Source organism: Streptomyces sp. NPDC058231, from assembly GCF_042882275.1.
Lineage (GTDB): Bacteria > Actinomycetota > Actinomycetes > Streptomycetales > Streptomycetaceae > Streptomyces.
The window spans coordinates 1-21524 of sequence record NZ_JBHVWN010000063.1 but is presented as its reverse complement, the minus strand read 5'-3'; the positions used below and the strand labels follow the sequence as shown (position 1 = coordinate 21524).

The window sequence follows — 21524 nt, the reverse complement described above, 5'->3', positions numbered from 1 at the left end:
GTGAGTAGGGACGATCAGCAGTGGCACGTCGAGGAGCGCCCAGCGATGGCGCGAACGCCCGGAAACGGACCGGCCGCGGGTCGGAGCGCAAACCGGAGACGATCACCGAGGCGGTCGACGGCGGTCTCGCCGAGCTGACACCGGACCGGGAGCGCCCGCATGCCTGGACGCTGAGCCTCGACGGCGCCCCGCAGTCCCATGTCGACCTCGACGACCCCTCGCATCTCTCCTTCGCCTATCAGCGCAGGATCGGGCACATCGCGGATCTCGCCGCCCCCGCGCAGCAGCCGCTGCACGTGGTGCACCTGGGCGGCGGCGCGTTCACCCTGGCTCGATACATCGCCGCGACCCGGCCCCGCTCCACCCAGCAGATAGTCGAGCTGGACGCGGCCCTGGTCCAACTGGTCCGCCGGGAGCTGCCGCTGGACCCGCAGGCGCGGATCAGGGTCCGCGCCACCGACGCCCGCGCGGGACTCGGGAAGATCCCGGACGACTGGGCGGACCTCGTCATCGCCGACGTCTTCAGCGGAGCCCGTACCCCCGCCCACCTCACCAGCGCCGAGTTCCTCACCGAGGTGCGCCGGGTCCTGAAGCCCACCGGGCAGTACGTGGCCAATCTCGCCGACGGCCCGCCGCTGGCCCACCTCCGGGGCCAGATCGCCACCGCTGCCGGCGTCTTCCCGGAACTGGCGCTCGCGGCCGATCCGGCCGTACTGCGCGGCCGGCGCTTCGGCAACGCCGTCCTGCTCGCGTCGGGACTCCCGCTCAAGGTCGCCGAACTGACCCGCCGGGTCGCCACCGATCCGCACCCCGGGCGCGTCGAACACGGGCGGGAGCTTGCGGACTTCACCGGCGGCGCGGCGTCGGTGAGCGATGCGGACGCCCGTCCGTCACCCGCGCCCCCGCCGTCCGCCTTCCGGTGATCAGTCGATCTCGACCATCGGCGGATGGTCGTTCCAGGTGCAGAAGACCGACACCGTCCGCCCGTCGTCGGTGGTGAAGTCCACCCGGATCCAGGCCGGTTGCTTCCACACCTGCATCGACCAGCCCGCAGCCGGTGTCGCCGAGACGAGCTCGGCCGAGTCCGTGCCGAGCTTGAGGACGACCCGGCCGCCGTCCGTCGGGTAACTCTTCACCGTGCCCGAGGGCGTGGTCGAGTACGAGGGCGAACGACTGCTCACCGGGGTGCGGGACGGCCGCCGGGACGGGGGCGCGGACGGCTTCACGGACGTACGGGGAGTGCTGCTGGAGGGCGTCGGCGAGGGAGGCGGCGCCGGTCGTCGCGTCGAGGACGACAGTGCCGCCGCCCCGCCGCTGCCGTCACGTGCGCTCACGGAGATGGGCACGGCGCGCGGCGGGTCGTATGCGGTCCCCGCCATCACCGTGTGCACACCCCACCACGACAGCGTGACCGCGGCCCCGGTGGCGAGCAACCACGCGAGGGCGTGCGTGAGTCCTCGTCGCATCCGGCACATCCTGCCCCACCGAAGCCGGTGCTGTCGTGTCGCTCGGCCCGGTTCCGTCCCGGGGAGGACCGCGGGCGGCCCCATGGCGTACGGTGCGGCCCATGCCAAGTGTGCTCGTGGTCGAGGACGACCAGTTCGTACGTTCCGCCCTCATCCGGCACCTGACCGAGGCCTCGCACACGGTGCGCAGTGTCGGTACCGCCCTCGAAGCGCTGCGCGAAGTCGCCCACTTCCGTTTCGACGTGGTCATCCTCGACCTCGGTCTGCCGGATCTCGACGGTGCCGAGGCGCTGAAGATGCTCAGGGGCATCACCGACGTACCTGTGATCATCGCCACCGCACGCGACGACGAGAGCGAAATCGTCCGGCTGCTGAACGACGGCGCCGACGACTACCTGACCAAACCGTTCTCGGTGGAACACCTGTCGGCGCGGATGGCCGCCGTGCTGCGCCGCTCGCGGGCCGCCGGGGGCGAGGCGCCGCCACCGCGCGTCATCCGGGTCGGCGGACTCTCCGTCGATCCGCTGCGCCGCCAGGCCGAACTGGACGGCACCACGCTCGATCTCACCCGCCGGGAGTTCGATCTGCTGACCTTCCTCGCCGGGCGGCCCGGGGTCGTCGTCCCGCGCAAGGAGCTCCTGGCCGAGGTCTGGCAGCAGTCGTACGGCGACGACCAGACCATCGACGTCCATCTCTCCTGGCTGCGCAGGAAACTGGGCGAGACCGCGGCCAGGCCGCGCTATCTGCACACGCTGCGCGGGGTCGGCGTCAAACTGCAGCCGCCGTCCCCGGAGCAGCCGGCATGAGATGGGCCCTGGTCAAGGTCTGTCTGGCCGTCACCGCGATGGTCGTCGTCGCCTTCGCCGTACCACTCGGTCTCGTCATCAAGGAGATGGCCCGCGACCGCGCGTTCTCCGACGCCGAACGGCAGGCCGCCACGATCGGTCCGACGCTGTCCATCACCACCGACCGCGCCGAACTGGAGACCGCCGTCCTCACCACGGAACCCGGTGGCGCGGGCCGGATGGCCGTTCACATCCCCGCCTCAGAGGAGCCGGACAGCCGACCGCTGGAGATCGGCACCCGACGCGCTTCCCGCAAGGACCTGGAGACCGTGCGCAGGTCGGGGCGCGCCTCGATCAGCGAAGTCCCCGGCGGCTCCGCACTGCTCCAGCCGACCGCGCTGGGGTCGGGGGACAGCGCCGTCGTCGAGGTGTTCGTTCCCGAGGGCGAGGTGTCCAACGGGGTCGCCACCGCGTGGCTGATGCTGGCGGGCGTGGGGGTCGCCCTGATCGTCGGCTCCGTCGCGGTCGCCGACCGGCTCGGTGTACGGATGGTGGAGCCCGCCCAGCGGCTTGCGGGGGCCGCCCACGACCTGGGGGAGGGACGGCTGGGGACCAGGGTCCCGGAGGAGGGGCCGACCGAACTGCGGTCCGCCGCGGCCGCGTTCAACTCGATGGCCGACCAGGTCGTCCGGCTCCTCGCCAACGAACGGGAACTCGCCGCCGACCTCTCGCACCGGCTCCGCACCCCGCTGACCGTTCTCCGCCTCAACGCTGCCTCGCTCGGTGAGGGGCCCGCCGCCGAGCAGACCCGGGCCGCGGTCGAGCAGCTGGAGCACGAGGTCGACACGATCATCCGCACCGCCCGCGAGCAGCGCCCGCCGGCCCAGGGGCGCGACGGCGGCCCCGGGGCCGGCTGCGACGCCTCCGAGGTGATCCGGGAACGGATGGAGTTCTGGTCGGCGCTCGCCGAGGACGAGGGGCGCACGGTACGCCTGGCGGGAGTGGACCGTACGGTACGCATCCCGGTCGCCCGGCCCGAACTGGCCGCCGCACTCGACGCGTTGCTGGGCAACGTGTTCCGGCACACCCCGGAGGGCACCGCCTTCGCCGTCGACGTGCATCACAGCGGTGACGCGGTGATCGTGCTGGTGTCGGACGCGGGCGGCGGCATCGCCGACCCCGAGGCGGCCCTGGTGCGCGGCACCAGCGGACCGGGCGGGGCGCGGGGCTCGGTGGGGTCGACCGGACTCGGGCTGGACATCGTCCGCCGGGTCGCGGAGTCCACCGGCGGCGATCTGCGGATCGGGCGTTCGGTGCTCGGCGGCACGGAGGTCCGCATCTGGATCGGGCTCGACGGGCGCCGGCCGGAGCAGGGCAGGCGGGCCCGGCGGGTGGGCCGGCAGCGCCGTGGGCTCCGGCTCGCAGGCCGGTCTTAGACCGACCGGCAATCGGAGGGCGGCGTCACGGGGTCCGGCACGCACACCTGTGGCCGGTCGGTCTTAACCGGCGCCGATGGGCTCCTTAAGCAAACCCTAAGAACATCAACTCCTGTCTGATTAAGACTATTTGTCGTTTTCGGTGCCGCTAGCGTGCTCTCACACCCCCACCCCCGTACGACAGAGGCAGGCACGCGATGGGTACCAGCACGCACCGGCGCACGGTGAGCACCCGGACCAAGGTGACGGGCGCCGTCGTCGCCGCGGCAGTGATCGGCGGTGCAGCCTTCGCCCTCACGGGAACGGCGCAGGCCGCTTCGGTCGGTGCCGCGTACACCAGGACCAGCGGATGGACGGGCGGTTACACCGGGCAGTACGTCGTCACCAACGACACCGGTACGGCCCTGACGGGCTGGACGCTCGAATTCGACCTGCCCGCAGGCACCAGGATCAGCTCCCTCTGGAACGGCGAACACACCGTCAGCGGCAGTCATGTCACCGTGAAGCCCGCGAGCTGGGACAAGCAGCTGGCGCCCGGCAAGTCGGTCACCATCGGCTTCGTCACCACCTCGGACGGGACGGCGGCGGACCCGACCGGGTGCCTGATCGACAACGCCAAGTGCTCCGTCGACACGGGCTCGACACCGGAGCCGAGTGGCCGCCCGACGAAGACCGCGACCCCCACTCCCACGGCCACCACCCCCACGGCCTCGCCCTCGCAGACCGCCACCCCCACTGCCACCCCCACCCCCACTTCCACCGCGACCGGGGGAAGCGGCGGAACGGCGAGCGGTGCCGGGTTCGCCCCGTACGTCGACACGTCCCTCTACCCCGCCTACGACCTGGTGGGCACCGCCACCACGACCGGGGTGAAGGAGTTCAACCTCGCCTTCATCACCTCCGGCGGCGGCTGCACCCCTCTCTGGGGCGGCGTCACCGCCCTCGGCGACGACCAGGTCGCCTCCCAGATCGGCGCGCTGCGCGCCAAGGGTGGTGACGTCCGGGTCTCCTTCGGCGGCGCGGCCGGCGCCGAACTGGCGCTGAACTGCTCCTCCGCCTCCGCCCTCGCCACGGCGTACGGCAAGGTCATCGACACGTACAAGCTCACCAAGGTCGACTTCGACATCGAGGGTGGCGCGCTGTCCGACACGGCGGCCAACTCCCGCCGCGCGCAGGCGATCACGCAACTCCAGAAGTCCCACCCGGGTCTCGACGCGTCCTTCACCCTGCCGGTGATGCCCGAGGGGCTGACCCAGCCCGGTGTGGACCTGATCGCCGACGCGAAGAAGAACGGCGTCGAGGTCGGTGCGGTGAACGTCATGGCGATGGACTACGGCGGCTCGTACAGCGGCGACATGGGTACCTATGCGACCCAGGCGGCCACCGCGACGCAGGCCCAGATCAAGGGCGTGCTCGGGCTGTCGGACGCGGCTGCGTGGCAGGCCGTGGCCGTGACGCCGATGATCGGCGTGAACGACGTCAGCTCCGAGACCTTCAAGGTCGAGGACGCCACGCAGCTGGTGAACTTCGCCCAGCAGAAGGGTCTCGGCCGGCTGGCGATGTGGTCGGCCTCGCGCGACAAGCAGTGCGCGGGCGGGGCGCAGTCGTACGCGGACGCCACGTGCAGCTCGATCGTGCAGGAGCCGTTCGCCTTCACGAAGGCGCTCGGCGCGTACAAGTAGCGTTCCGCGCCACCCCTGGGACCACACCTCCCCCTGACGCGCATCCCGGCCGGATTTCCCCCCACGCCGGCCGGGGTGCGCTCCTTCTTCGCCGTCGGCCGCCACGGTCACGGCCACCGGACCGTGGCGGGTGCCGAGCCCTGCGATCCCGAGCCCGGCACCCTCCCGGACCCCGCTACACCCCGCGGTTCACCGCGGAGAGCACCGCCAGGATCGACGCCGTCAGCACCGAGGTGTCCTGTCCCGCGCCCCACCGCTGCACGCCGCCCACCCGGCATTCCACGTATGCCATCGCCGGGCTGCCCTGCCCCGCACCCGTCGCGTGCTCCGCGAAGTCGACGATGTCGACCTCGATCCCGGCCGCGGCCAGCGCATGGGTGAACGCCGACACCGGGCCGTTGCCGGTGCCCTCGTAGTCACCCTCCCGCTCACCGACCCGCAGCGTGCAGACGAACCGGTGCTCACCGCCCGGGGTCCGCTGCGCCGACCAGGAGGTCAGCGCGACCTCCCCGTCCAGTCCCGGCGACAGGTACGTCGCCTCGAACAGCTCCCAGAGATCCTTCGGCGATGCCTCCAGACCGCTGTCGTCGGTCGCGGCCTGCACCGTACGGGAGAAGTCCGCGCGCAGCCGGTCCGGCAGGTCCACCCCGTAGTTGCTTCGCAGCAGATGGGCGATGCCGCCCTTGCCCGACTGGCTGTTGACCCGGATGACCGCCTCGTACGTACGGCCCACGTCGGCCGGGTCGATCGGCAGGTACGGCACCTCCCAGCGGTCGGGTCCGGTCCGGGCGTGGTGCGTGAAACCCTTGCTGATCGCGTCCTGGTGGGTACCGGAGAACGCGGTGTACACCAGGTCGCCGCCGTACGGGTGGCGCGGCGCCACGGGCAGCCGGTTGCAGTGTTCGACCGTACGCCGGATCTCGTCGATGTCCGAGAAGTCGATCATCGGGTCGACTCCCTGCGCATGCAGATTGAGCGCGAGGTTGACCAGGTCGACGTTGCCCGTCCGCTCCCCGTTGCCGAACAGGCACCCCTCCACCCGCTGCGCCCCCGCCAGCACGGCGAGTTCTGCGCACGCCACCCCCGTACCGCGGTCGTTGTGCGGATGGACGGAGAGGATCACCGAGTCCCGGCGGGCCAGGTGCCGGTGCATGTACTCGATCTGGTCCGCGTAGACATTGGGTGTCGCGATCTCCACCGTGGCCGGCAGGTTGTGGATGACCGGCCGGTCCGGGGACGCGTCCCACAGTTCGGTGAGGCTGTCGCAGACCTCCAGGACGTAGTCCGGCTCGGTGAGGATGAAGACCTCCGGGGAGAACTCGAACCGGATGTCCGCGCCGGGACGGGCCTGGGCCAGCCGCTCCATCCGGGTCGCCGCGTCCCGTACCACCGCATGCACCTCGGCCCGGCTGCGGCCGAGGACGACCTCGCGCCAGACCGGAGCGGTGGGGATGTACAGATGGACGACGGCCCTGGCCATGCCCGCGATCGACTCGAAGGTGCGGTCGATGAGGTCCGGCTTGGCGGGGGTGAAGACGACCACGGTGACGTCGTCGGGCACGGCGCCGGTCTCCACCAGGTGCCGCACGAAGTCGAAGTCCGTGCGGCTCGCGGACGGGTAGCCGATCTCGATCTCCTTGAACCCCATGGCGACCAGCAGGTCGAACATGGCTGATCGATCTGGTGGACCTGCTCGGCCTGCGCACCGGCGAGCCGGACCATGGTGACAGGGCCCACGACGCCCTGGTCCGCGCCGTCGTGGCGGGCGACGCGGAGGCCGCCGGGCGGGCCGCCCGGACCGAACTGGAGGCCACGATGGCCGGTCTGCGCGGGCTCTGAACCGGCGGCAAGTTCCGCCGGCGTATTCCGATGGCAACTGCCTCCGGCGAGATCCCGGGTACCGGCTTCGGAGAAAGAACGCGCAGGCGCCCCGAACTCCCCCTCGTGCGCCACGCCCCGTTCACCTTCCGGCGGGCCCGGGTGCGCGGACCGCGCGGGGTGGATGCGGTCCGCCGGAGCCGGGGCCTTCGCGGCGCGAGGGCGCGGACTTTCCTCGGCCGATTCCGTGATCGTTTGTTAACAAGCCTCTGACCTGCCGGAATTCGAGATCCGACAAGCCCGGGCATTGTGGCCGCGCGCTTTGGCAACCCTTGGGCGGGACACGTTCTCGTGACTTGCAGGACACGCTCGGGCAACGGAAGCGTCTTCAACTCTTGACACCCACCCCTCCGAGGCAGGAACCTTCCGACATCGACGCATGGGAGCGCTCCCACATCGCATGAGGCATTCTCACGCGAACGGCACTGCCCGTGTCCTCCCCGAAGCACCACCCGGCACCCGCACTCACCAGCGCGTATGCCACGCAGTCAGAACGCCAGTCACATCCTGGAACAAGGAGTAGTGGAATGCGTATCACCCGCACCGTCGCCGGCCGAAGCCGCAGAGCCGCGGTTCTGGCCACCACGGGCCTGACAGCCACGGCCCTGCTGCTGACCGGCTGCAGCAGCGACTCGGATTCATCGGACAACACGGGCTCCGACGCGAACGGGAAGATCACGCTGACCGTCGCCGACTTCGGGCAGTTCGGCTACAAGGAAGCCGGCCTCTTCGCCAAGTACCACGAGCTGAACCCGAACATCACGGTCAAGGAAGACGCCACCGCCGACGAGAAGGTCTACTACCCCAAGCTGCTCCAGCAGCTGAACTCGGGCAGCGGCCTCTCGGACGTCCAGGGACTTGAGGTCGGCCGGATCAAGGAGATCGTCGACACCAAGGCGTCCTCCTTCGCCGACCTCAGCAAGGTGATCAACGTCGACGACTGGGTGTCCTGGAAGGAGAAGCAGGCCACCACGGCCGACGGCGCGGTGATAGGCGCGGGCACCGACATCGGTCCGATGTCCCTCTGCTACAACACCGAGCTCTTCAAGAAGGCCGGTCTGCCGACCGACCCCAAGGAGGTCGCTGCCAAGGTTGCCGGCGGCTGGGAGGACTACCTCAAGCTCGGCGAGGAGTACAAGAAGGCCGCCCCCGAGGGCACCTTCTTCATGGACTCCGCGAGCGCGATGTACAACGCCGTGGTGAGCTCCAGCCCGAAGCAGTACTACGACGAGAGCGGCAAGCCGATCTACAAGGACAGCCCCAGCGTCAAGCAGGGCTGGGACCTGGCGGCCGAGGCCGCGGGCAAGAAGCTGAGCCAGGGCCTCGCCCAGTTCAGCCCCCCGTGGAATGCCGCACTGCGCAAGAGCACCATGGCCACCGTGGTCTGCCCCGCGTGGATGGCCGGTCAGATCTCGGTCAACGCCGGTGACGGCAACAAGGGCAAGTGGAACATCACCACCGCCCCCGGTACGACCGCCGCCAACTGGGGTGGCTCGTTCCTCGCCGTGCCGAAGTCGGGCAAGCACGTCGACGAGGCCACCAAGCTCGTCAAGTGGCTGACCGCCCCCGAGCAGCAGGCCGCCGTCTTCAAGGCGATCGGCAGCTTCCCGTCCAACAAGCTCGCGTACGACCTGCCGGACGTGAAGACCGCGAAGCTGGCGTACTTCAACGACGCCCCGATCGGTGAGATCTACGCCGGCGAGGCCAAGTCGATCCCCGAGACCGTTCTCGGCCCGAAGGACGGCGTGATCAAGGACTCCATCTCCACCCAGATCAACAACATGGAGCAGCGCGGCACCAAGCCGGACGACGCCTGGAAGGCCGCGACCACCGTGGTCGACAAGGCGATCGGCTGACCGTTGCGGCAGCGGGCGGTCACCGGCCGCCCGCACCTGCGCGCCCCCACCCCTCACCCCGGCCGGTCCGCCGGGGGACGGGGTGCCGGGGTGCCCGTGCGGTGGGAGGCGGCGCACCGCGTACGCCGTCTCCGGACCCCCAGCGCCCGACCCGTCCCGGGAGCACCGTGGTACCACCGTGAGCAGCCCGCCACGCCCCAGGCCCGCCCAGGGCCGCCCCGTGGAAAACCCCCAATACCCGGGTACCCCAAGTAACCAGGGAAGGACTCCCGCCCGTGGCCACCTCGACTCCCACCCGGGATGCATACGCCCCGCCACCCAGCGCCCCCCAGCCGAAGCAGGCCGACTCCCGCCGGCAGAACTGGCGGAGCCGGCTGTGGAGGTTCGACGACAAGGCATCGCCGTACGCCTACATAGCCCCGTTCTTCCTCGTCTTCGGCGCCTTCGGGCTCTACCCGCTGCTCTACACGGGCTGGATCGCCCTGCACCGGGTGGAGATGACCGGGCTCGACCAGATGGAATGGGTCGGCTGGGACAACTTCGACACGATCCTGCACGACGGCGAGTTCTGGACCGCCGTCGCCAACACCTTCCTCATCGGTGTCATGTCGACGGTCCCGCAGTTGCTGGTCGCGTTGGGCCTGGCCCACCTGCTGAACTACAAGCTGCGCGCGAGCACCTTCTGGCGGACGGTCATCCTCACCCCGTACGCCACCTCGGTGGCCTCGGCGGCCCTGGTCTTCGCCCTGGTCTTCCGGACCGACGGGGGCCTGCTGAACTGGGTGCTGGAGTTCGTCGGCCTCGGCCACACCAACTGGGCCAACGGGCACTGGACGTCCAAGATCGCGATCTCCGTCATCGTGATCTGGCGCTGGACCGGCTACAACACACTGATCTACCTCGCCGCCATGCAGGCCGTACCGACCGATCTGTACGAGGCCGCGTCGCTCGACGGCGCCTCCCGCTGGCAGCAGTTCCGCAAGGTGACCATCCCCTCGCTGCGGCCCACGATCCTGTTCACGATCGTCATCTCGACCATCGGCTCCATGCAGCTGTTCGGCGAGCCGCTGCTGCTGGAGGGCGGCACGCTCGGCGCCACCGGCGGGAACGAGAATCAGTACGAGACGCTCAGCGTCTACCTGTACAACTACGGCTGGAACCTGGGGCATCTCGGGCCGGCCGCAGCAGTGGCCTGGGCGATGCTCGCCCTCCTGCTGATCATCGCCGCGGTCAACTGGCTCATCGGCCGCTTCGTACGCAAATCCGCGGTCTGACCGGGAGCGAAATCCAATGACCATGACCAGCCCCACCACAGTTCCGGAGATCGGCGTCCCGCAGTCGGCCCCCGGGGCGACGCGGCGCCCGAGCCGGTTCAAGCCGGGCGCAGGCAAGCAGTTGCAGGGCGGCCCGTTCGCCTACATCGCCCTGGCCGTCGTCGGTATCGGCTCGCTCCTGCCGCTGTACTGGACCCTGGTGGCCTCCTCACACACACAGGACGAGGTACTGGCCTCCACACCGCCCTTCCTGCCGGGCGGGCGGCTGTTCCACAACCTCGACGCGGCCTGGAACCAGGCACATCTGGGTAAGGCGATCGTCAACAGCGTCATCGTCTCCAGCTGCATCACGGCGGCGACGCTCTTCTTCTGCACGCTGGCCGGATACGCCTTCGCCAAGATGCGGTTCACCGGACGCAACGGACTGATGACCGGGGTCATCGCCACGCTGACGATCCCGCCGCAGCTCAGTGTCGTCCCGCTGTTCATGATGATGTCCGACCTCGGATGGGGCGGAAAGCTGGAGTCGGTGATCTTCCCGACCCTGGTGAGCGCCTTCGGCGTGTTCTTCATGCGCCAGTACCTCTCCGAGGCGCTGCCCTACGAGCTCATCGAGGCCGCCAAGATCGATGGCGCGAACAACTTCCGCATCGTGCTGAGCATCGTGCTGCCCGTGGCCCGTCCCGCGATGATGGTGCTCGGGATGCTCACGTTCGTGCAGGCGTGGAACGACTTCTTCTGGCCCTATCTCGCACTGAACCAGCAGAACCCCACGCTCCAGGTGGCCCTCGGCCAGCTGAGCGCCTCGTACACCCCCGACCAGAGCATCGTGATGGCCGGCGCGCTGATCAGCACGCTGCCGCTGCTCGTGGTGTTCGTGATCTTCGGCAAGAGGATCGTCGGAGGGATCATGTCCGGCGCCGTCAAGGGCTGATGTGACGTCACCGGCCCTTCCCCGGGCCTCCCGTACGGCCTGCGCCCGCCCGCAGGCCGTACGGGGTCCGGAGCCCCACCCTTTTCCTGACCTTGTCCGTCCACTCCTGGGAGCGCTCCCGCATGACTGCCGTACGACCTGACATCGCCCCGCAGTGGGCACCCGAGGCAACGGACTTCCCGACCGGTTTCGTCTGGGGAGCGGCCACTGCCGCCTACCAGATCGAGGGGGCCGCAGCCGAGGGCGGCCGCACCCCTTCCATCTGGGACACCTTCAGCCACACAGCCGGCAAGGTCCGCAACGGTGACACCGGCGACATCGCCGCCGATCACTACCACCGCTACCGCGACGACGTGCAGTTGATGAAGCAGCTGGGGCTGAAGGCCTACCGCTTCTCCGTCTCCTGGTCCCGGGTGCAGCCCACCGGCCGCGGCCCCGCCGTCGAACGCGGCCTGGACTTCTACCGCAAGCTCGTCGACGAACTGCTCGAAGCCGGCATCACCCCCGTTGCCACGCTCTACCACTGGGACCTGCCCCAGGAGCTGGAGGACGCGGGCGGCTGGCCGCAGCGCGTGACCGCCGACCGGTTCGCCGACTACGCGGCCATCATGGCCGGCGCCCTCGGTGACCGCGTCGGCATGTGGACCACGTTCAACGAGCCGTGGTGCTCGGCCTTCCTCGGATACGGCTCCGGTGTGCACGCTCCCGGCCGCACCGAGGCCCCGTCCGCCCTGCGGGCGGCCCACCACCTCAACCTCGCCCACGGCCGGGCGATGGAGGTGCTGCGCGGTCAGCTCCCCGCCGGCACCCAGACCTCGGTCACCCTCAACCTCCACCAGGTCCGCCCGCTGACCGACAGTGCGGCCGACGCGGACGCCGCCCGCCGGATCGACGCGGTGGGCAACCGGGTGTTCACCGGCCCGATGCTGCGCGGCGAGTACCCCGAGGACCTGATCGCCGACACCTCGCACCTCGTCGACTGGTCGAAGCTGGTCCACGACGGCGACCTGGCCGCCATCTCCCGCCCGGTCGACGTCCTGGGCATCAACTACTACACGCCGACCCTGGTCTCCACGCCCGCCGAGGGCGCCGGCGACTCGCGCGACGACGGCCACGGTGCCAGCGACTACTCCCCGTGGCCCGGCTCCGAGCACGTCGCCTTCCACCTCGCCGAGGGGAAGCAGCGCACCGCGATGAACTGGGCGATCGACCCCAACGGCCTGTACAACCTCCTGATGGACGTCACCCGGGACCACCCCGGGCTGCCGCTGATGGTCACGGAGAACGGCGCGGCCTTCGACGACTACGTGTCGCCCGAGGGCCGGGTCGAGGACCCCGAGCGGATCGCGTACCTGCACGGTCATCTCGCCGCCGTGCAGCGGGCCGTCGCCGACGGCGCGGACGTCCGCGGTTACTTCCTGTGGTCGCTGATGGACAACTTCGAGTGGGGATACGGGTACTCCAAGCGCTTCGGCGCGGTGTACGTGGACTACGCCTCCCAGCGCCGCATCCCCAAGGCGAGCGCCCACTGGTACTCCGATGTGATCCGCCACCACGCGCTTCCCCCGGCAGACCACTCCTGATCCGCGCAGACTCCCTGGGACCCGGCCCTGTGCCGGGTCCCAGCCGTTTCCGCACCGGCAGCGGGCGCCGACGGCCACCCGGGCGCTGTTCGCCGCTTGACCACGCGCGTAGAGTGGGAGCGCTCCCAAAAGGAATGTGCGGGACGGGCGGTCGGCCCGGTGGAGTGTCAAGGGATCCCACATCGGGGCTTGGTTTGGTTATCCGGCTGTGAGAAATTGACCGCGAACGGGAGGCAGCCATGACGGCAGCGCGAGCACGGAGCGGTGGGCGGCCCACACTCGAAGAAGTCGCGGCACGGGCGGGGGTGGGGCGGGGCACCGCCTCACGGGTCATCAACGGTTCACCCCGGGTCAGCGCGCACACCCGCGAGGCCGTGGAGGCCGCGGTCGCCGAACTGGGTTACGTACCCAACCGCGCGGCCCGCGCGCTGGCCGGCAACCGCACGGACGCCATCGCCCTCGTCGTGCCCGAGTCGGAGAGCCGTTTCTTCGCCGAGCCGTACTTCTCCGACATCGTGCGCGGCGTCGGAGCGGCACTCGCCGACACCGACATGCAGCTGCTGCTCACCCTGGCGGGCAGCGACCGCGAGCGAAGGCGGCTGGCCCAGTACCTGACCGCGCACCGGGTCGACGGCGTCCTGCTGGTCTCCGTGCACGCCGACGACCCGCTGCCCGACCTGCTGGAACAGCTCGGCATGCCGGCCGTGATGAGCGGCCGCCGATCCGCCTCCGAACCGCTCGCCGCGGTCGACTCGGACAACTTCGAGGGTGCCCGGAGCGCCGTCGACCACCTGATCTCCCGGGGCCGCCGGTCCATCGCCACGATCACCGGCCGCCTCGATGTCTACGGTGCGCAGCGCCGCCTCGACGGTTACCGCAAGGCGGTCTCGGTGGCCGGCCTCGGCCCGGACGAACGGCTGATCGCCCCCGCCGACTTCACCGAGGAGGGCGGGGCGCGCGCCATGCGTGACCTGCTGGCGCGCCGGCCCGACGTGGACGCGGTCTTCGCCGCCTCCGACGTGATGGCCGCGGGCGCCCGTCAGGTGCTCCGGGAGGCGGGCCGGAGCGTTCCGGACGACGTCGCGCTCGTCGGCTTCGACGACTCGGCCGTGGCCCGCCACATGGACCCCGCGCTCACCAGCGTGCGCCAGCCGATCGAGGAGATGGGCCGGGTGATGACCCGGGTGCTGCTCCAGGAGATCGCGGGCGAGAACGGCGAGCGTCCGCAGACCGTCCTCCCCACCGAGCTCATCGTCCGCGACTCGTCGTGAGGGCCGGCGCGGCCCGCAGGCCCGCGCCCCGCCTGAGAGTCCGTCATCCCCGCCACGGCGGGACGGGGGAGCGGCGGTCCACGGCCCGGACTCCGCTGCCGGACGCTGCGGTTCGGGGCGCCTCCGACTGCCGGGGCGGCGGTCGCCGGCGGAGCCGAACCGGCTGGACAGCAGCCTGATTCCTGCATTTCACAAGTTCTCCACGAGTCTGTGATCCGTGGCCTAGAGTCCCCTTGTAGGGCGAATGCGTGACGCACCACACAACGACACGCTATGGGCTGCCGGGTGCGTCCGATGCGGCTGTGCATCTGGGGGGCCTCATGCACGAGATGAGCAAAGGCGCGAATGTCGGCCTGGCCGCGTTGAGCGAGGACATCGGCTCCGTGATGGTGGGTCTGGGCTGGAGCAGCGATACCGGCGAAGGTGACGCCGACGTCTCCGTGCTCCTGCTCGACGCGAACGGCAAAGTGAGGAGCGACGTCGACTTCTGCTTCTACAACAACCCGGTCGTCGGCAACGGGAGCGTGCAGCTTCTCGGGAAGACCCCCACGGCCGACGGCAGCGAGGACCGGATCAGCTTCGATCTCGACGCGGTACCGCCCGGGATCGAACGGATCGTCATCTCCGCGAGCCGTTACGACGGATCCCGGTTCGGCGACCTGAACGACCTCCGCCTCACGCTCGCCGACAGCGCCGGCGAGGGTCTGGTCCGGTTCGCCGTCGAGGACGCCGGAGCGGTCAGCGCGCTCATCTTCGGCGAGTTGTACCGGCGTTCGGGGGAGTGGAAGTTCCGGGCCGTCGGAGAGGGGTACGCGTCCGGCCTGGCCGGGCTGGCGACGGACTTCGGCGTCGACATCGACGACGATGCCGAGGAGGAGGCCGCGCGGCAGCAGGCGGCCGGGGAGGACCGGGAGCAGCCCGACGCGCCTTCGGCGGGAACCGGATCCCGGACACCGCCCCGTGTCCCCGCCCAGCCGTCGGTGGTGGCGGAGCCCGCCGCCCAGGAGCCTCCGGCGGCTGCGCAGCGGTCCTCCCGACCGCGGACGGCCAAGAAGAAGGTGACTCTTCCCGGGATCACGAAGAAGTCCCTCGCGGAGAACGACTCGTGGCGAACGGCACGCCTCTTTCCCGCCTCGGCTCTCAAGAGCGACCGGGAACGCGAGACCCGTGCCACTTCGGTCGTGCTGTCCGTGATGGCTCAGGTGCCGGAGTTCGGCCGCCGGCTCACCGCCGCGTTCGGAGCGCCCGCCGGACGCATGGAGACGTTCACGGAGGTGTCGCTTCCGCACGGGGACTCCCCCCGGCGCCCTGACGGTGTCATCCGGGTCGAGCGGGCGGGCAAGCTGTGGACCGCTCTGGTCGAGACCAAGACGAACGGCAGCGCCCTCAAGCCGGACCAGGTGCAGGCGTACATGGACATCGCGGCGCGCCGCGGCTACGAGGCCGTCATCACCCTCTCCAACGATGTGGCTCTCGAGGGCAGCGCGCTCGTCGACGTCAGGGTCGACGGCCGGCGGAAGCACAAGGTCGCGCTCTGGCATCTCTCCTGGGCCGAGGTCGTGCACCAGGCGCAGATGCTGATCCGCCATGAGGGTGTGGGCAACGCCGCGCACGCCTGGCTGCTGCAGGAGCTCCTTCACTACCTTCAGCACGAGAACTCGGGCTGCCACGGCTTCCAGAACATGGGTTCGGCATGGGTTCCGGTCCGCAGAGGGATCGACGACGAGACCCTGTGCCAGGGTGACCCCCGGGCCCTGGAGGTCATCGAGAGCTGGGAACGACTGGTCAGGCAGGTCTGCCTGAGGCTCGGCGGTGAGCTCGGCCAGAAGGTGCTGCCCGTCCAGCGGACCAGACGCGGAGTCGACCCGCGCGTGCGCCGCGCCGAGCTGGCTGACCACCTCTGTGCGGAGGGACGTCTGAACGCCGACATCCGTATCGAGGGCACGCCGGGAATCCTCGCCGTCTCCGCCGATCTGCGCACCGGAAAACTGCGCACCTCGATCGAGGTGCCGGCGCCCGAACAGGGCTACCCGCTCAGCCGGGCCAAGCGGCTGATCCGGCAGCTGGAGGCCGCACCGGCAGATCTGCACATCGAGACGCTCGTCGACGGCGACGGGACGGGGCCGCGCGGCACCCTGGAACGGCTGCGTCCCGAACCTGCCGACATCCTGCCGAAGGACGGCGCGCAGATCGTCGGTTTCCGGCTCTCCCTCTTCAAGGGCATGGGCAGTGGCCGGGGCAATGCCGAGTCCGGATTCATCCGGAGTGTCGATGCCGCGGTGGACCGCTTCCACGCCAACGTCGTCGCCCGGCTGGAGGCGCCGGCTCCACGCCGCACCCGGGCTGACGCGCCGACGGCCGTCTGACCTTCCGCACGGCTGCGGCAACCGTGCGAGGCTGCCCCGGTCACCGCAGGCGTGGCGGACGCTCCGTGGCGCCCGCCGGCTCAGGCGGCCGGCCGGGGACGGCCCCGGGCTCCGCGGCAACGACCACGCCGAGGGCCCGCGGCGCCCGCTGACACCCCGCCCGGCCCGCCGACGCGGGCCCGGTCGCCGCAAGGCCGTACGCGCCCGGGAGCGAGCCACCCCAGGACGGCGTGACGGCCGTCACGCCGTCCTGGGGGAGAGGTGCGGATACGAAGAAGGGCCCCGGTCCGAAGACCGGGGCCCTTCTCTACAGGGTGAGTAACGGGACTCGAACCCGCGACATCCTGGACCACAACCAGGTGCTCTACCATCTGAGCTATACCCACCGCGTCCGATCTTTTTCTGACCGGCCGAGAAAAAGTGTACAGGGTCCGAGAGGGTGCTCGCGCCCCAGTTGTTCAGCCGCCGATCCCGACCCCGTGAAGGGCCGTGACCAGCGGCTTCCCGAGGCCCTAGGCCGGCGGCGACGCCAGGCGTGTCGCGATGGCCTTCGCATGCTCCGAGTCCGGCCCGGGCTGAGGTACGAAGACAGCCTCCCGGTAGTAACGCAGCTCCGTGATGGAGTCACGGATGTCCGCGAGCGCCCGGTGGTTGCCGTTCTTCTCCGGACTGTTGAAGTACGCCCTCGGGTACCAGCGGCGGGCCAGCTCCTTGACCGAGGACACATCGACGATCCGGTAGTGCAGGTACCCCTCCAGCGCCGCCATGTCGCGCGCCAGGAAGCCACGGTCGGTGCCGACCGAGTTCCCGCAGAGCGGAGCCTTGCCGGGCTCCTTCACGTGCTCGCGCACGTAGGCCAGCACCTGGGCCTCGGCGTCGGCCAGCGTGGTGCCGCCGGCCAGCTCGTCGAGGAGGCCCGAGGAGGTGTGCATCTGGCGCACCACCTCGGGCATCGTCTCCAGGGCGCGGTCCGGCGGGCGGATCACGATGTCCACCCCTTCGCCGAGCACGTTCAACTCCGAGTCGGTGACCAGTGCGGCCACCTCGATGAGTGCGTCTTCCGTCAACGAGAGCCCGGTCATCTCGCAGTCGATCCACACCATGCGATCGTTCATGCGCCCCACCCTACGGGGCGCTGCGCTGCCCCGGCAGGGTCGGGCGTCCCACGGGGTATGCGTCGGAACCCGGTTTCCCCTGCTCCGGCTGCCCCGCCGTGAACGCGGAGGACGGCGGAGGCCCCGACGGGGTCGCCGCCATGCCGGCCCTCCGGCCCACGGGCATGCCCTGTGCGGGCACGGCTGTCTCCATCGCCTCCGTCGCCACCGGTTCCATCGCCCCGCCCTGTGGACGGCGCGCCCGGTAGGCGCCCCGGTACGCGGCGGGGGACGAGCCCAGCTGACGCCGGAAGTGTCCGCGCAGCGCGACCGGCGAGCGGAAGCCGCAGCGGCCCGCGACCTCGTCGACCGAGTAGTCGGACGTCTCCAGCAGCCGCTGCGCCTGCAGCACCCGCTGAGTGATCAGCCACTGGAGCGGTGCGCTCCCGGTGAGCGAACGGAACCTCCGGTCGAAGGTCCGCCTGCTCATGTAGGCGCGCGCCGCGAGCGTCTCCACGTCGAACTGCTCGTGGAGGTGCTCCAGTGCCCAGGCGACGACCTCGGCGAGCGGGTCGGAGCCGATTTCTTCGGGTAAAGACCTGTCGAGGTAGCGCTCCTGACCGCCGCTGCGCCGCGGCGGCACGACGAGCCGGCGGGCCAGTGCCCCGGCCGCCTCGGTGCCGTGGTCCGTGCGGACTATGTGCAGGCAGAGATCGATCCCTGCTGCGGTCCCGGCGGAGGTGAGCACGTCGCCGTCGTCGACGAAGAGCTCACGCGGGTCGACATGGACCGACGGGTAGCGCTTGGCCAGCGTCGGTGCGTACATCCAGTGCGTGGTCGCCGGCCGGCCGTCCAGCAGGCCGGCGGCGGCGAGCACGAACGCGCCGGTGCACAGCCCGACGATGCGAGCCCCTTCTTCATGGGCGCGGCGCAGCGCGTCCAGCGCCTCGGCGGGCGGCGGCGAGGTGATCGAACGCCAGGCGGGCACCACGACGGTGCCTGCCCTGCTGATCGCCTCCAGCCCGTAGGGCGCGGTGAGTTCGAGTCCCCCGGTGGTGCGCAGCGGCCCCTCTTCCCCGCCACAGACGAGGAGTCGGTAGCGCGGAACTCCCGCGTCCTGCCGGTCGATTCCGAACACGGAGAGCGGGATCGAGCTCTCGAAGATGGGGCCGCCGCTGAACAGCAGGACAGCGACGACTTCCCGACGTCGTCGTCCGCTGAGCTTCCGTACAGCCTCCGTTGCGGCGGCGGAGTCCTGGCTCATGACGCTAAGCCCCCCTCGGTGTTCGCGTCTTCCTGGTCCTTACGGGCCTGTCGCACCTGCACATTTCCCCTCGGTCTTGCGCGAGTCCCAGTCTTCGACACCCAAGATCGAATCTACTGCGTCTCGTGGCGCCGGCGTGACAAGTTGACCAAGCGGCGCTATGTCGACATGGCAACTTGGCGGGAAGCATTCGATCACGAAGCGTTCCACCCCCAGGCCCCGCAGGGAAGTGCGCCTTCCGTACGTGGCCCGTCCCCGTTGGGTAGAAGCGTACCGCCTGGTCTCTTCTTGCCTGGTGGCAAGGGGGTTGATCGGCCAATTCCCCAAGGAATGGACAGGGGTATGAAGTTGGCTGAAAACCTACGGTTGTGCGTGCCGGAATCAGCCGTTCGACCGGCGCACAACCTTCATCGGGCGGCCACCCCTGTGCGCCCCTCGGCCGGGTGGGCGGCGGTGCGTTCGGGCCGGGAGGACGTGTTCCGGCAGGCAATGGGGGCGGCGGCAGGACCCGAGGCGGTGGCGACGGCCCCGTCCGTCGATGTGCCGTACACCACGGGAGCCGCCGGTGCGAACGGGCGGCCGAACACCGCCCGGCGGATCGCTTCGGCCGCGGGGACGTCCGACGGCGGCCGGCCCGGCGGAACGGGGGTGTTGGCGGGGTCGTCGACCGGGACGGCCCGGCGGTTCGCCGGGCGTGCGCCGCGGCGCACGCCCGCCGCGGTGTCCAGGATCCTGGCGGTGACTCTGTGGTGCGGATGCGTCGCCGAGGGGAGTCCGTCCCGGCGGGCCACGGTACGCCGTGTGCCGTCCGACGGCCTGGGTGTACTACGCAACCGGCATTGCCATCCGCGGCTGCCTCGGGCATGCTCCCTGGAACGTCGCACGCGCTTTGCGGGGGTCTGGGCAGTGGAGGAGTGGCGCCGTACCCTTGGGGGTAAGGGGTTGGGAAGATGATTCCCGGACACCGCATCACCGCCCGCTGACGCACCTTCCCCCAGCCGCTCTCTCCTTACGAGGACTCTCTTCGCCGAGACACCGATGGCCGGTCACGAAATCCCCGAACCCGCGGACCGCAAGCAGGTAGCCGACCCACTGTCGGACCCCCTGGCGGTCGAAGAACCACGCCACTCCTGCGATCCCGCCTTCCGGCATGGGGTCGTGGTCGGCTTCGACGGCTCCACGTCCAGTGAGCGAGCCCTCGCCTACGCCATCGGCATGGCCCGAAGATCAGGTTCCGGCCTGATCATCGTCCATGTCGCCAACCGGCTGCCGACCACGGTATGGGCGGGCTGCGAGCCGCCCGTCTTCGTCGACGTGCCCGACCACCGCACCGAGGTGCTCGGTCTCGAGCTCGCTTGCGCGGACTACCTCTCCGAGGTGCCGTGGGTGCTCGTCGAGCGCGGCGGCGACATCTGCCACGAGCTGGAGGAGGTCGGCCGGGAGTACTCGGCCGACGCGATCGTGGTGGGCTCCACGCACGGCATCGTCGGCCGGATCTTCGGTTCGGTGGCGGGAAGGCTGGCGCGCCGTGCGCAGCGCCCGGTCGTGGTCATCCCCTGACCGTTCCGCCCGGCCCCGACGCGTCCCTCCCGCGCGTCCGCCGGGCCTGCCCGGCCGGCTGCGCCCGCCGCGTCCGGCCGCCCGGCATGTCACGACCCACCTCCGGTGCGAGTTCCTCCGCCGGTCCCTTCCGTGCACCCCGCGGCCGTACCGGTCGTGGGCCGCCGAGGGCGTCCCGCGTCCCGTCCCGTGCCGTCGCATTCGCGCTCGGCCCGCCGTCCGGGTCCGGTTTGCCCACGTGGCGTCAACTCGCTGTTGGAAACGGGGAATTTATTCATCCGCAGAGGTGGATTGTGCGCTTGTGAAGGGTACATAAGGGTCACTGGGAATCAGCACCACTGCCTTGAAGGGAGCCCGCCGTGGACAATGACGTCTCTGCGGGAAGCAGCACCACCTCCATCCTCGGCCATCTCGCCCTGGGACTCACCCTGTTGGCGTTCGGCATCGGTCATACCCGGGTCATCGACGGGGTGACGGCGGCCGACGCCGTCTCGCTCGCGCTGTACGTCGGCGGTATCGCCCTGTTCGTCGCCGGAGTGCTGGAATTCCGTGGCGGCAGTGCCTTCACCGGCACGGCCTTCGCGGGGCTCGGAGCCTTCTGGTTCACCTGGGGCACCGGCGCCGATGCCCATGTCTCCAGTCATGCGGCGGGGTTGTTCCTGCTGCTCTGGGCGCTGTTCGCACTCACCCTCACCCTCGGGGCGGCCGGCGGCGGTCTGCTCGCGCAGGGCACGTACGGGCTGCTCTTCCTGGGGCTTCTGCTGCTGGGCATAGGGCAGTTCGCCGGCAGTGACGGGCTCGGCAAGGTCGGCGGCTGGCTCGCAGCGGTGGCCGGTCTCGCCGCCTGGTACGGAGCGACGGCTGCGCTGGCCCACTGGCCGACGGCGCTGCCGGGGCGTACTGCCGGCCGGGGCGTGACGGCCGCCGGCTGAGCAGTCACAGGCCGGTGCGTGCTGGGGCGGCACCGGCCAACGGGAGAGCGGCGCCGCCACAACCCCCCGCGGGTGCGGTGCCGCGCCACCCCCCAAACGGCGCCCCCGCCAGGTGGAAAAACAGGGGATGGAGATACGCACGG

Annotated in this window: 17 protein-coding genes and 1 tRNA gene; 12 read left to right on the top strand and 6 right to left on the bottom strand. The window is 70.6% G+C overall.

The window, feature by feature from the left end; translation table 11 throughout:
• Positions 1-20: 20 nt before the first annotated feature.
• Positions 21-923, top strand: coding sequence for a spermidine synthase (locus ACFVXE_RS30455; protein WP_389676001.1), 903 nt, complete (start codon positions 21-23; stop codon positions 921-923).
• Here the strand turns inward: ACFVXE_RS30455 and ACFVXE_RS30450 are convergent, their stop codons facing one another.
• The gene (locus ACFVXE_RS30450) at positions 924-1466 is read right to left on the bottom strand and encodes a hypothetical protein (protein ID WP_389675999.1); all 543 of its coding nucleotides are present in this window, start codon (positions 1464-1466) and stop codon (positions 924-926) included.
• Between the two features lie 101 nt (positions 1467-1567).
• Between ACFVXE_RS30450 and ACFVXE_RS30445 the strand changes: the two genes are divergently transcribed.
• The 3 genes from ACFVXE_RS30445 to ACFVXE_RS30435 all read left to right on the top strand — a co-directional run bounded on the left by ACFVXE_RS30445 (position 1568) and on the right by ACFVXE_RS30435 (position 5369).
• Positions 1568-2272, top strand: coding sequence for a response regulator transcription factor (locus tag ACFVXE_RS30445; RefSeq protein WP_389675997.1), 705 nt, complete (start codon positions 1568-1570; stop codon positions 2270-2272).
• A complete protein-coding gene (locus tag ACFVXE_RS30440) occupies positions 2269-3687 on the top strand; it encodes a sensor histidine kinase (RefSeq protein ID WP_389675996.1) in 1419 nt (472 codons plus the stop codon). Before ACFVXE_RS30445 ends, ACFVXE_RS30440 begins: the two co-directional genes overlap by 4 nt.
• Positions 3688-3884: 197 nt before the next feature.
• Positions 3885-5369, top strand: a complete 1485-nt coding sequence (locus ACFVXE_RS30435; RefSeq protein WP_389675995.1) for a cellulose binding domain-containing protein — start codon at positions 3885-3887, stop codon at positions 5367-5369.
• A 175-nt stretch (positions 5370-5544) separates the two neighbouring features.
• On the opposite strand, the gene ACFVXE_RS30430 is transcribed toward ACFVXE_RS30435, so the two are convergent.
• Positions 5545-7245: a 2-isopropylmalate synthase gene (locus tag ACFVXE_RS30430; protein WP_389675993.1), complete on the bottom strand. Its 1701-nt coding sequence runs from the start codon at positions 7243-7245 to the stop codon at positions 5545-5547.
• A 529-nt stretch (positions 7246-7774) separates the two neighbouring features.
• Here ACFVXE_RS30430 and ACFVXE_RS30425 point away from each other — a divergent pair.
• The 6 genes from ACFVXE_RS30425 to ACFVXE_RS30400 all read left to right on the top strand — a co-directional run bounded on the left by ACFVXE_RS30425 (position 7775) and on the right by ACFVXE_RS30400 (position 16531).
• Positions 7775-9103: an ABC transporter substrate-binding protein gene (locus ACFVXE_RS30425; protein ID WP_389675991.1), complete on the top strand. Its 1329-nt coding sequence runs from the start codon at positions 7775-7777 to the stop codon at positions 9101-9103.
• 275 nt (positions 9104-9378) lie between these two features.
• Complete coding sequence (locus ACFVXE_RS30420; protein WP_389675989.1) at positions 9379-10377, top strand: carbohydrate ABC transporter permease; 999 nt, start codon at positions 9379-9381, stop codon at positions 10375-10377.
• 16 nt (positions 10378-10393) lie between these two features.
• On the top strand, positions 10394-11311 hold the full coding sequence (locus ACFVXE_RS30415; RefSeq protein ID WP_389675987.1) for a carbohydrate ABC transporter permease: 918 nt from the start codon (positions 10394-10396) through the stop codon (positions 11309-11311).
• A 122-nt stretch (positions 11312-11433) separates the two neighbouring features.
• Positions 11434-12894, top strand: coding sequence for a GH1 family beta-glucosidase (locus tag ACFVXE_RS30410; RefSeq protein ID WP_389675985.1), 1461 nt, complete (start codon positions 11434-11436; stop codon positions 12892-12894).
• A 239-nt stretch (positions 12895-13133) separates the two neighbouring features.
• Positions 13134-14165, top strand: coding sequence for a LacI family DNA-binding transcriptional regulator (locus ACFVXE_RS30405; protein ID WP_389675983.1), 1032 nt, complete (start codon positions 13134-13136; stop codon positions 14163-14165).
• A gap of 320 nt (positions 14166-14485) precedes the next feature.
• Positions 14486-16531: a TerD family protein gene (locus tag ACFVXE_RS30400; protein WP_389675982.1), complete on the top strand. Its 2046-nt coding sequence runs from the start codon at positions 14486-14488 to the stop codon at positions 16529-16531.
• Positions 16532-16844: 313 nt separating this feature from the next.
• Here ACFVXE_RS30400 and ACFVXE_RS30395 read toward each other — a convergent pair.
• From ACFVXE_RS30395 to ACFVXE_RS30380, 4 genes are all read right to left on the bottom strand, one after another.
• Positions 16845-16917 (bottom strand) — tRNA-His (locus ACFVXE_RS30395).
• 126 nt (positions 16918-17043) lie between these two features.
• Positions 17044-17646 (bottom strand): oligoribonuclease, encoded by a 603-nt coding sequence (gene orn / locus ACFVXE_RS30390; RefSeq protein WP_389675980.1) that lies wholly within the window; start codon positions 17644-17646, stop codon positions 17044-17046.
• 10 nt (positions 17647-17656) lie between these two features.
• A complete protein-coding gene (locus ACFVXE_RS30385) occupies positions 17657-18889 on the bottom strand; it encodes a helix-turn-helix domain-containing protein (RefSeq protein ID WP_389675978.1) in 1233 nt (410 codons plus the stop codon).
• A gap of 407 nt (positions 18890-19296) precedes the next feature.
• The gene (locus ACFVXE_RS30380) at positions 19297-19680 is read right to left on the bottom strand and encodes a hypothetical protein (RefSeq protein ID WP_389675976.1); all 384 of its coding nucleotides are present in this window, start codon (positions 19678-19680) and stop codon (positions 19297-19299) included.
• 247 nt (positions 19681-19927) lie between these two features.
• Here ACFVXE_RS30380 and ACFVXE_RS30375 point away from each other — a divergent pair, with 247 nt between their 5' ends.
• Both ACFVXE_RS30375 and ACFVXE_RS30370 read left to right on the top strand, forming a co-directional pair.
• Entirely contained in the window at positions 19928-20449 is a 522-nt protein-coding gene (locus ACFVXE_RS30375) for a universal stress protein (RefSeq protein WP_037694266.1), read from the top strand.
• 359 nt (positions 20450-20808) lie between these two features.
• The gene (locus ACFVXE_RS30370) at positions 20809-21381 is read left to right on the top strand and encodes an acetate uptake transporter (RefSeq protein ID WP_389675974.1); all 573 of its coding nucleotides are present in this window, start codon (positions 20809-20811) and stop codon (positions 21379-21381) included.
• The last annotated feature ends 143 nt before the right edge of the window (positions 21382-21524 follow it).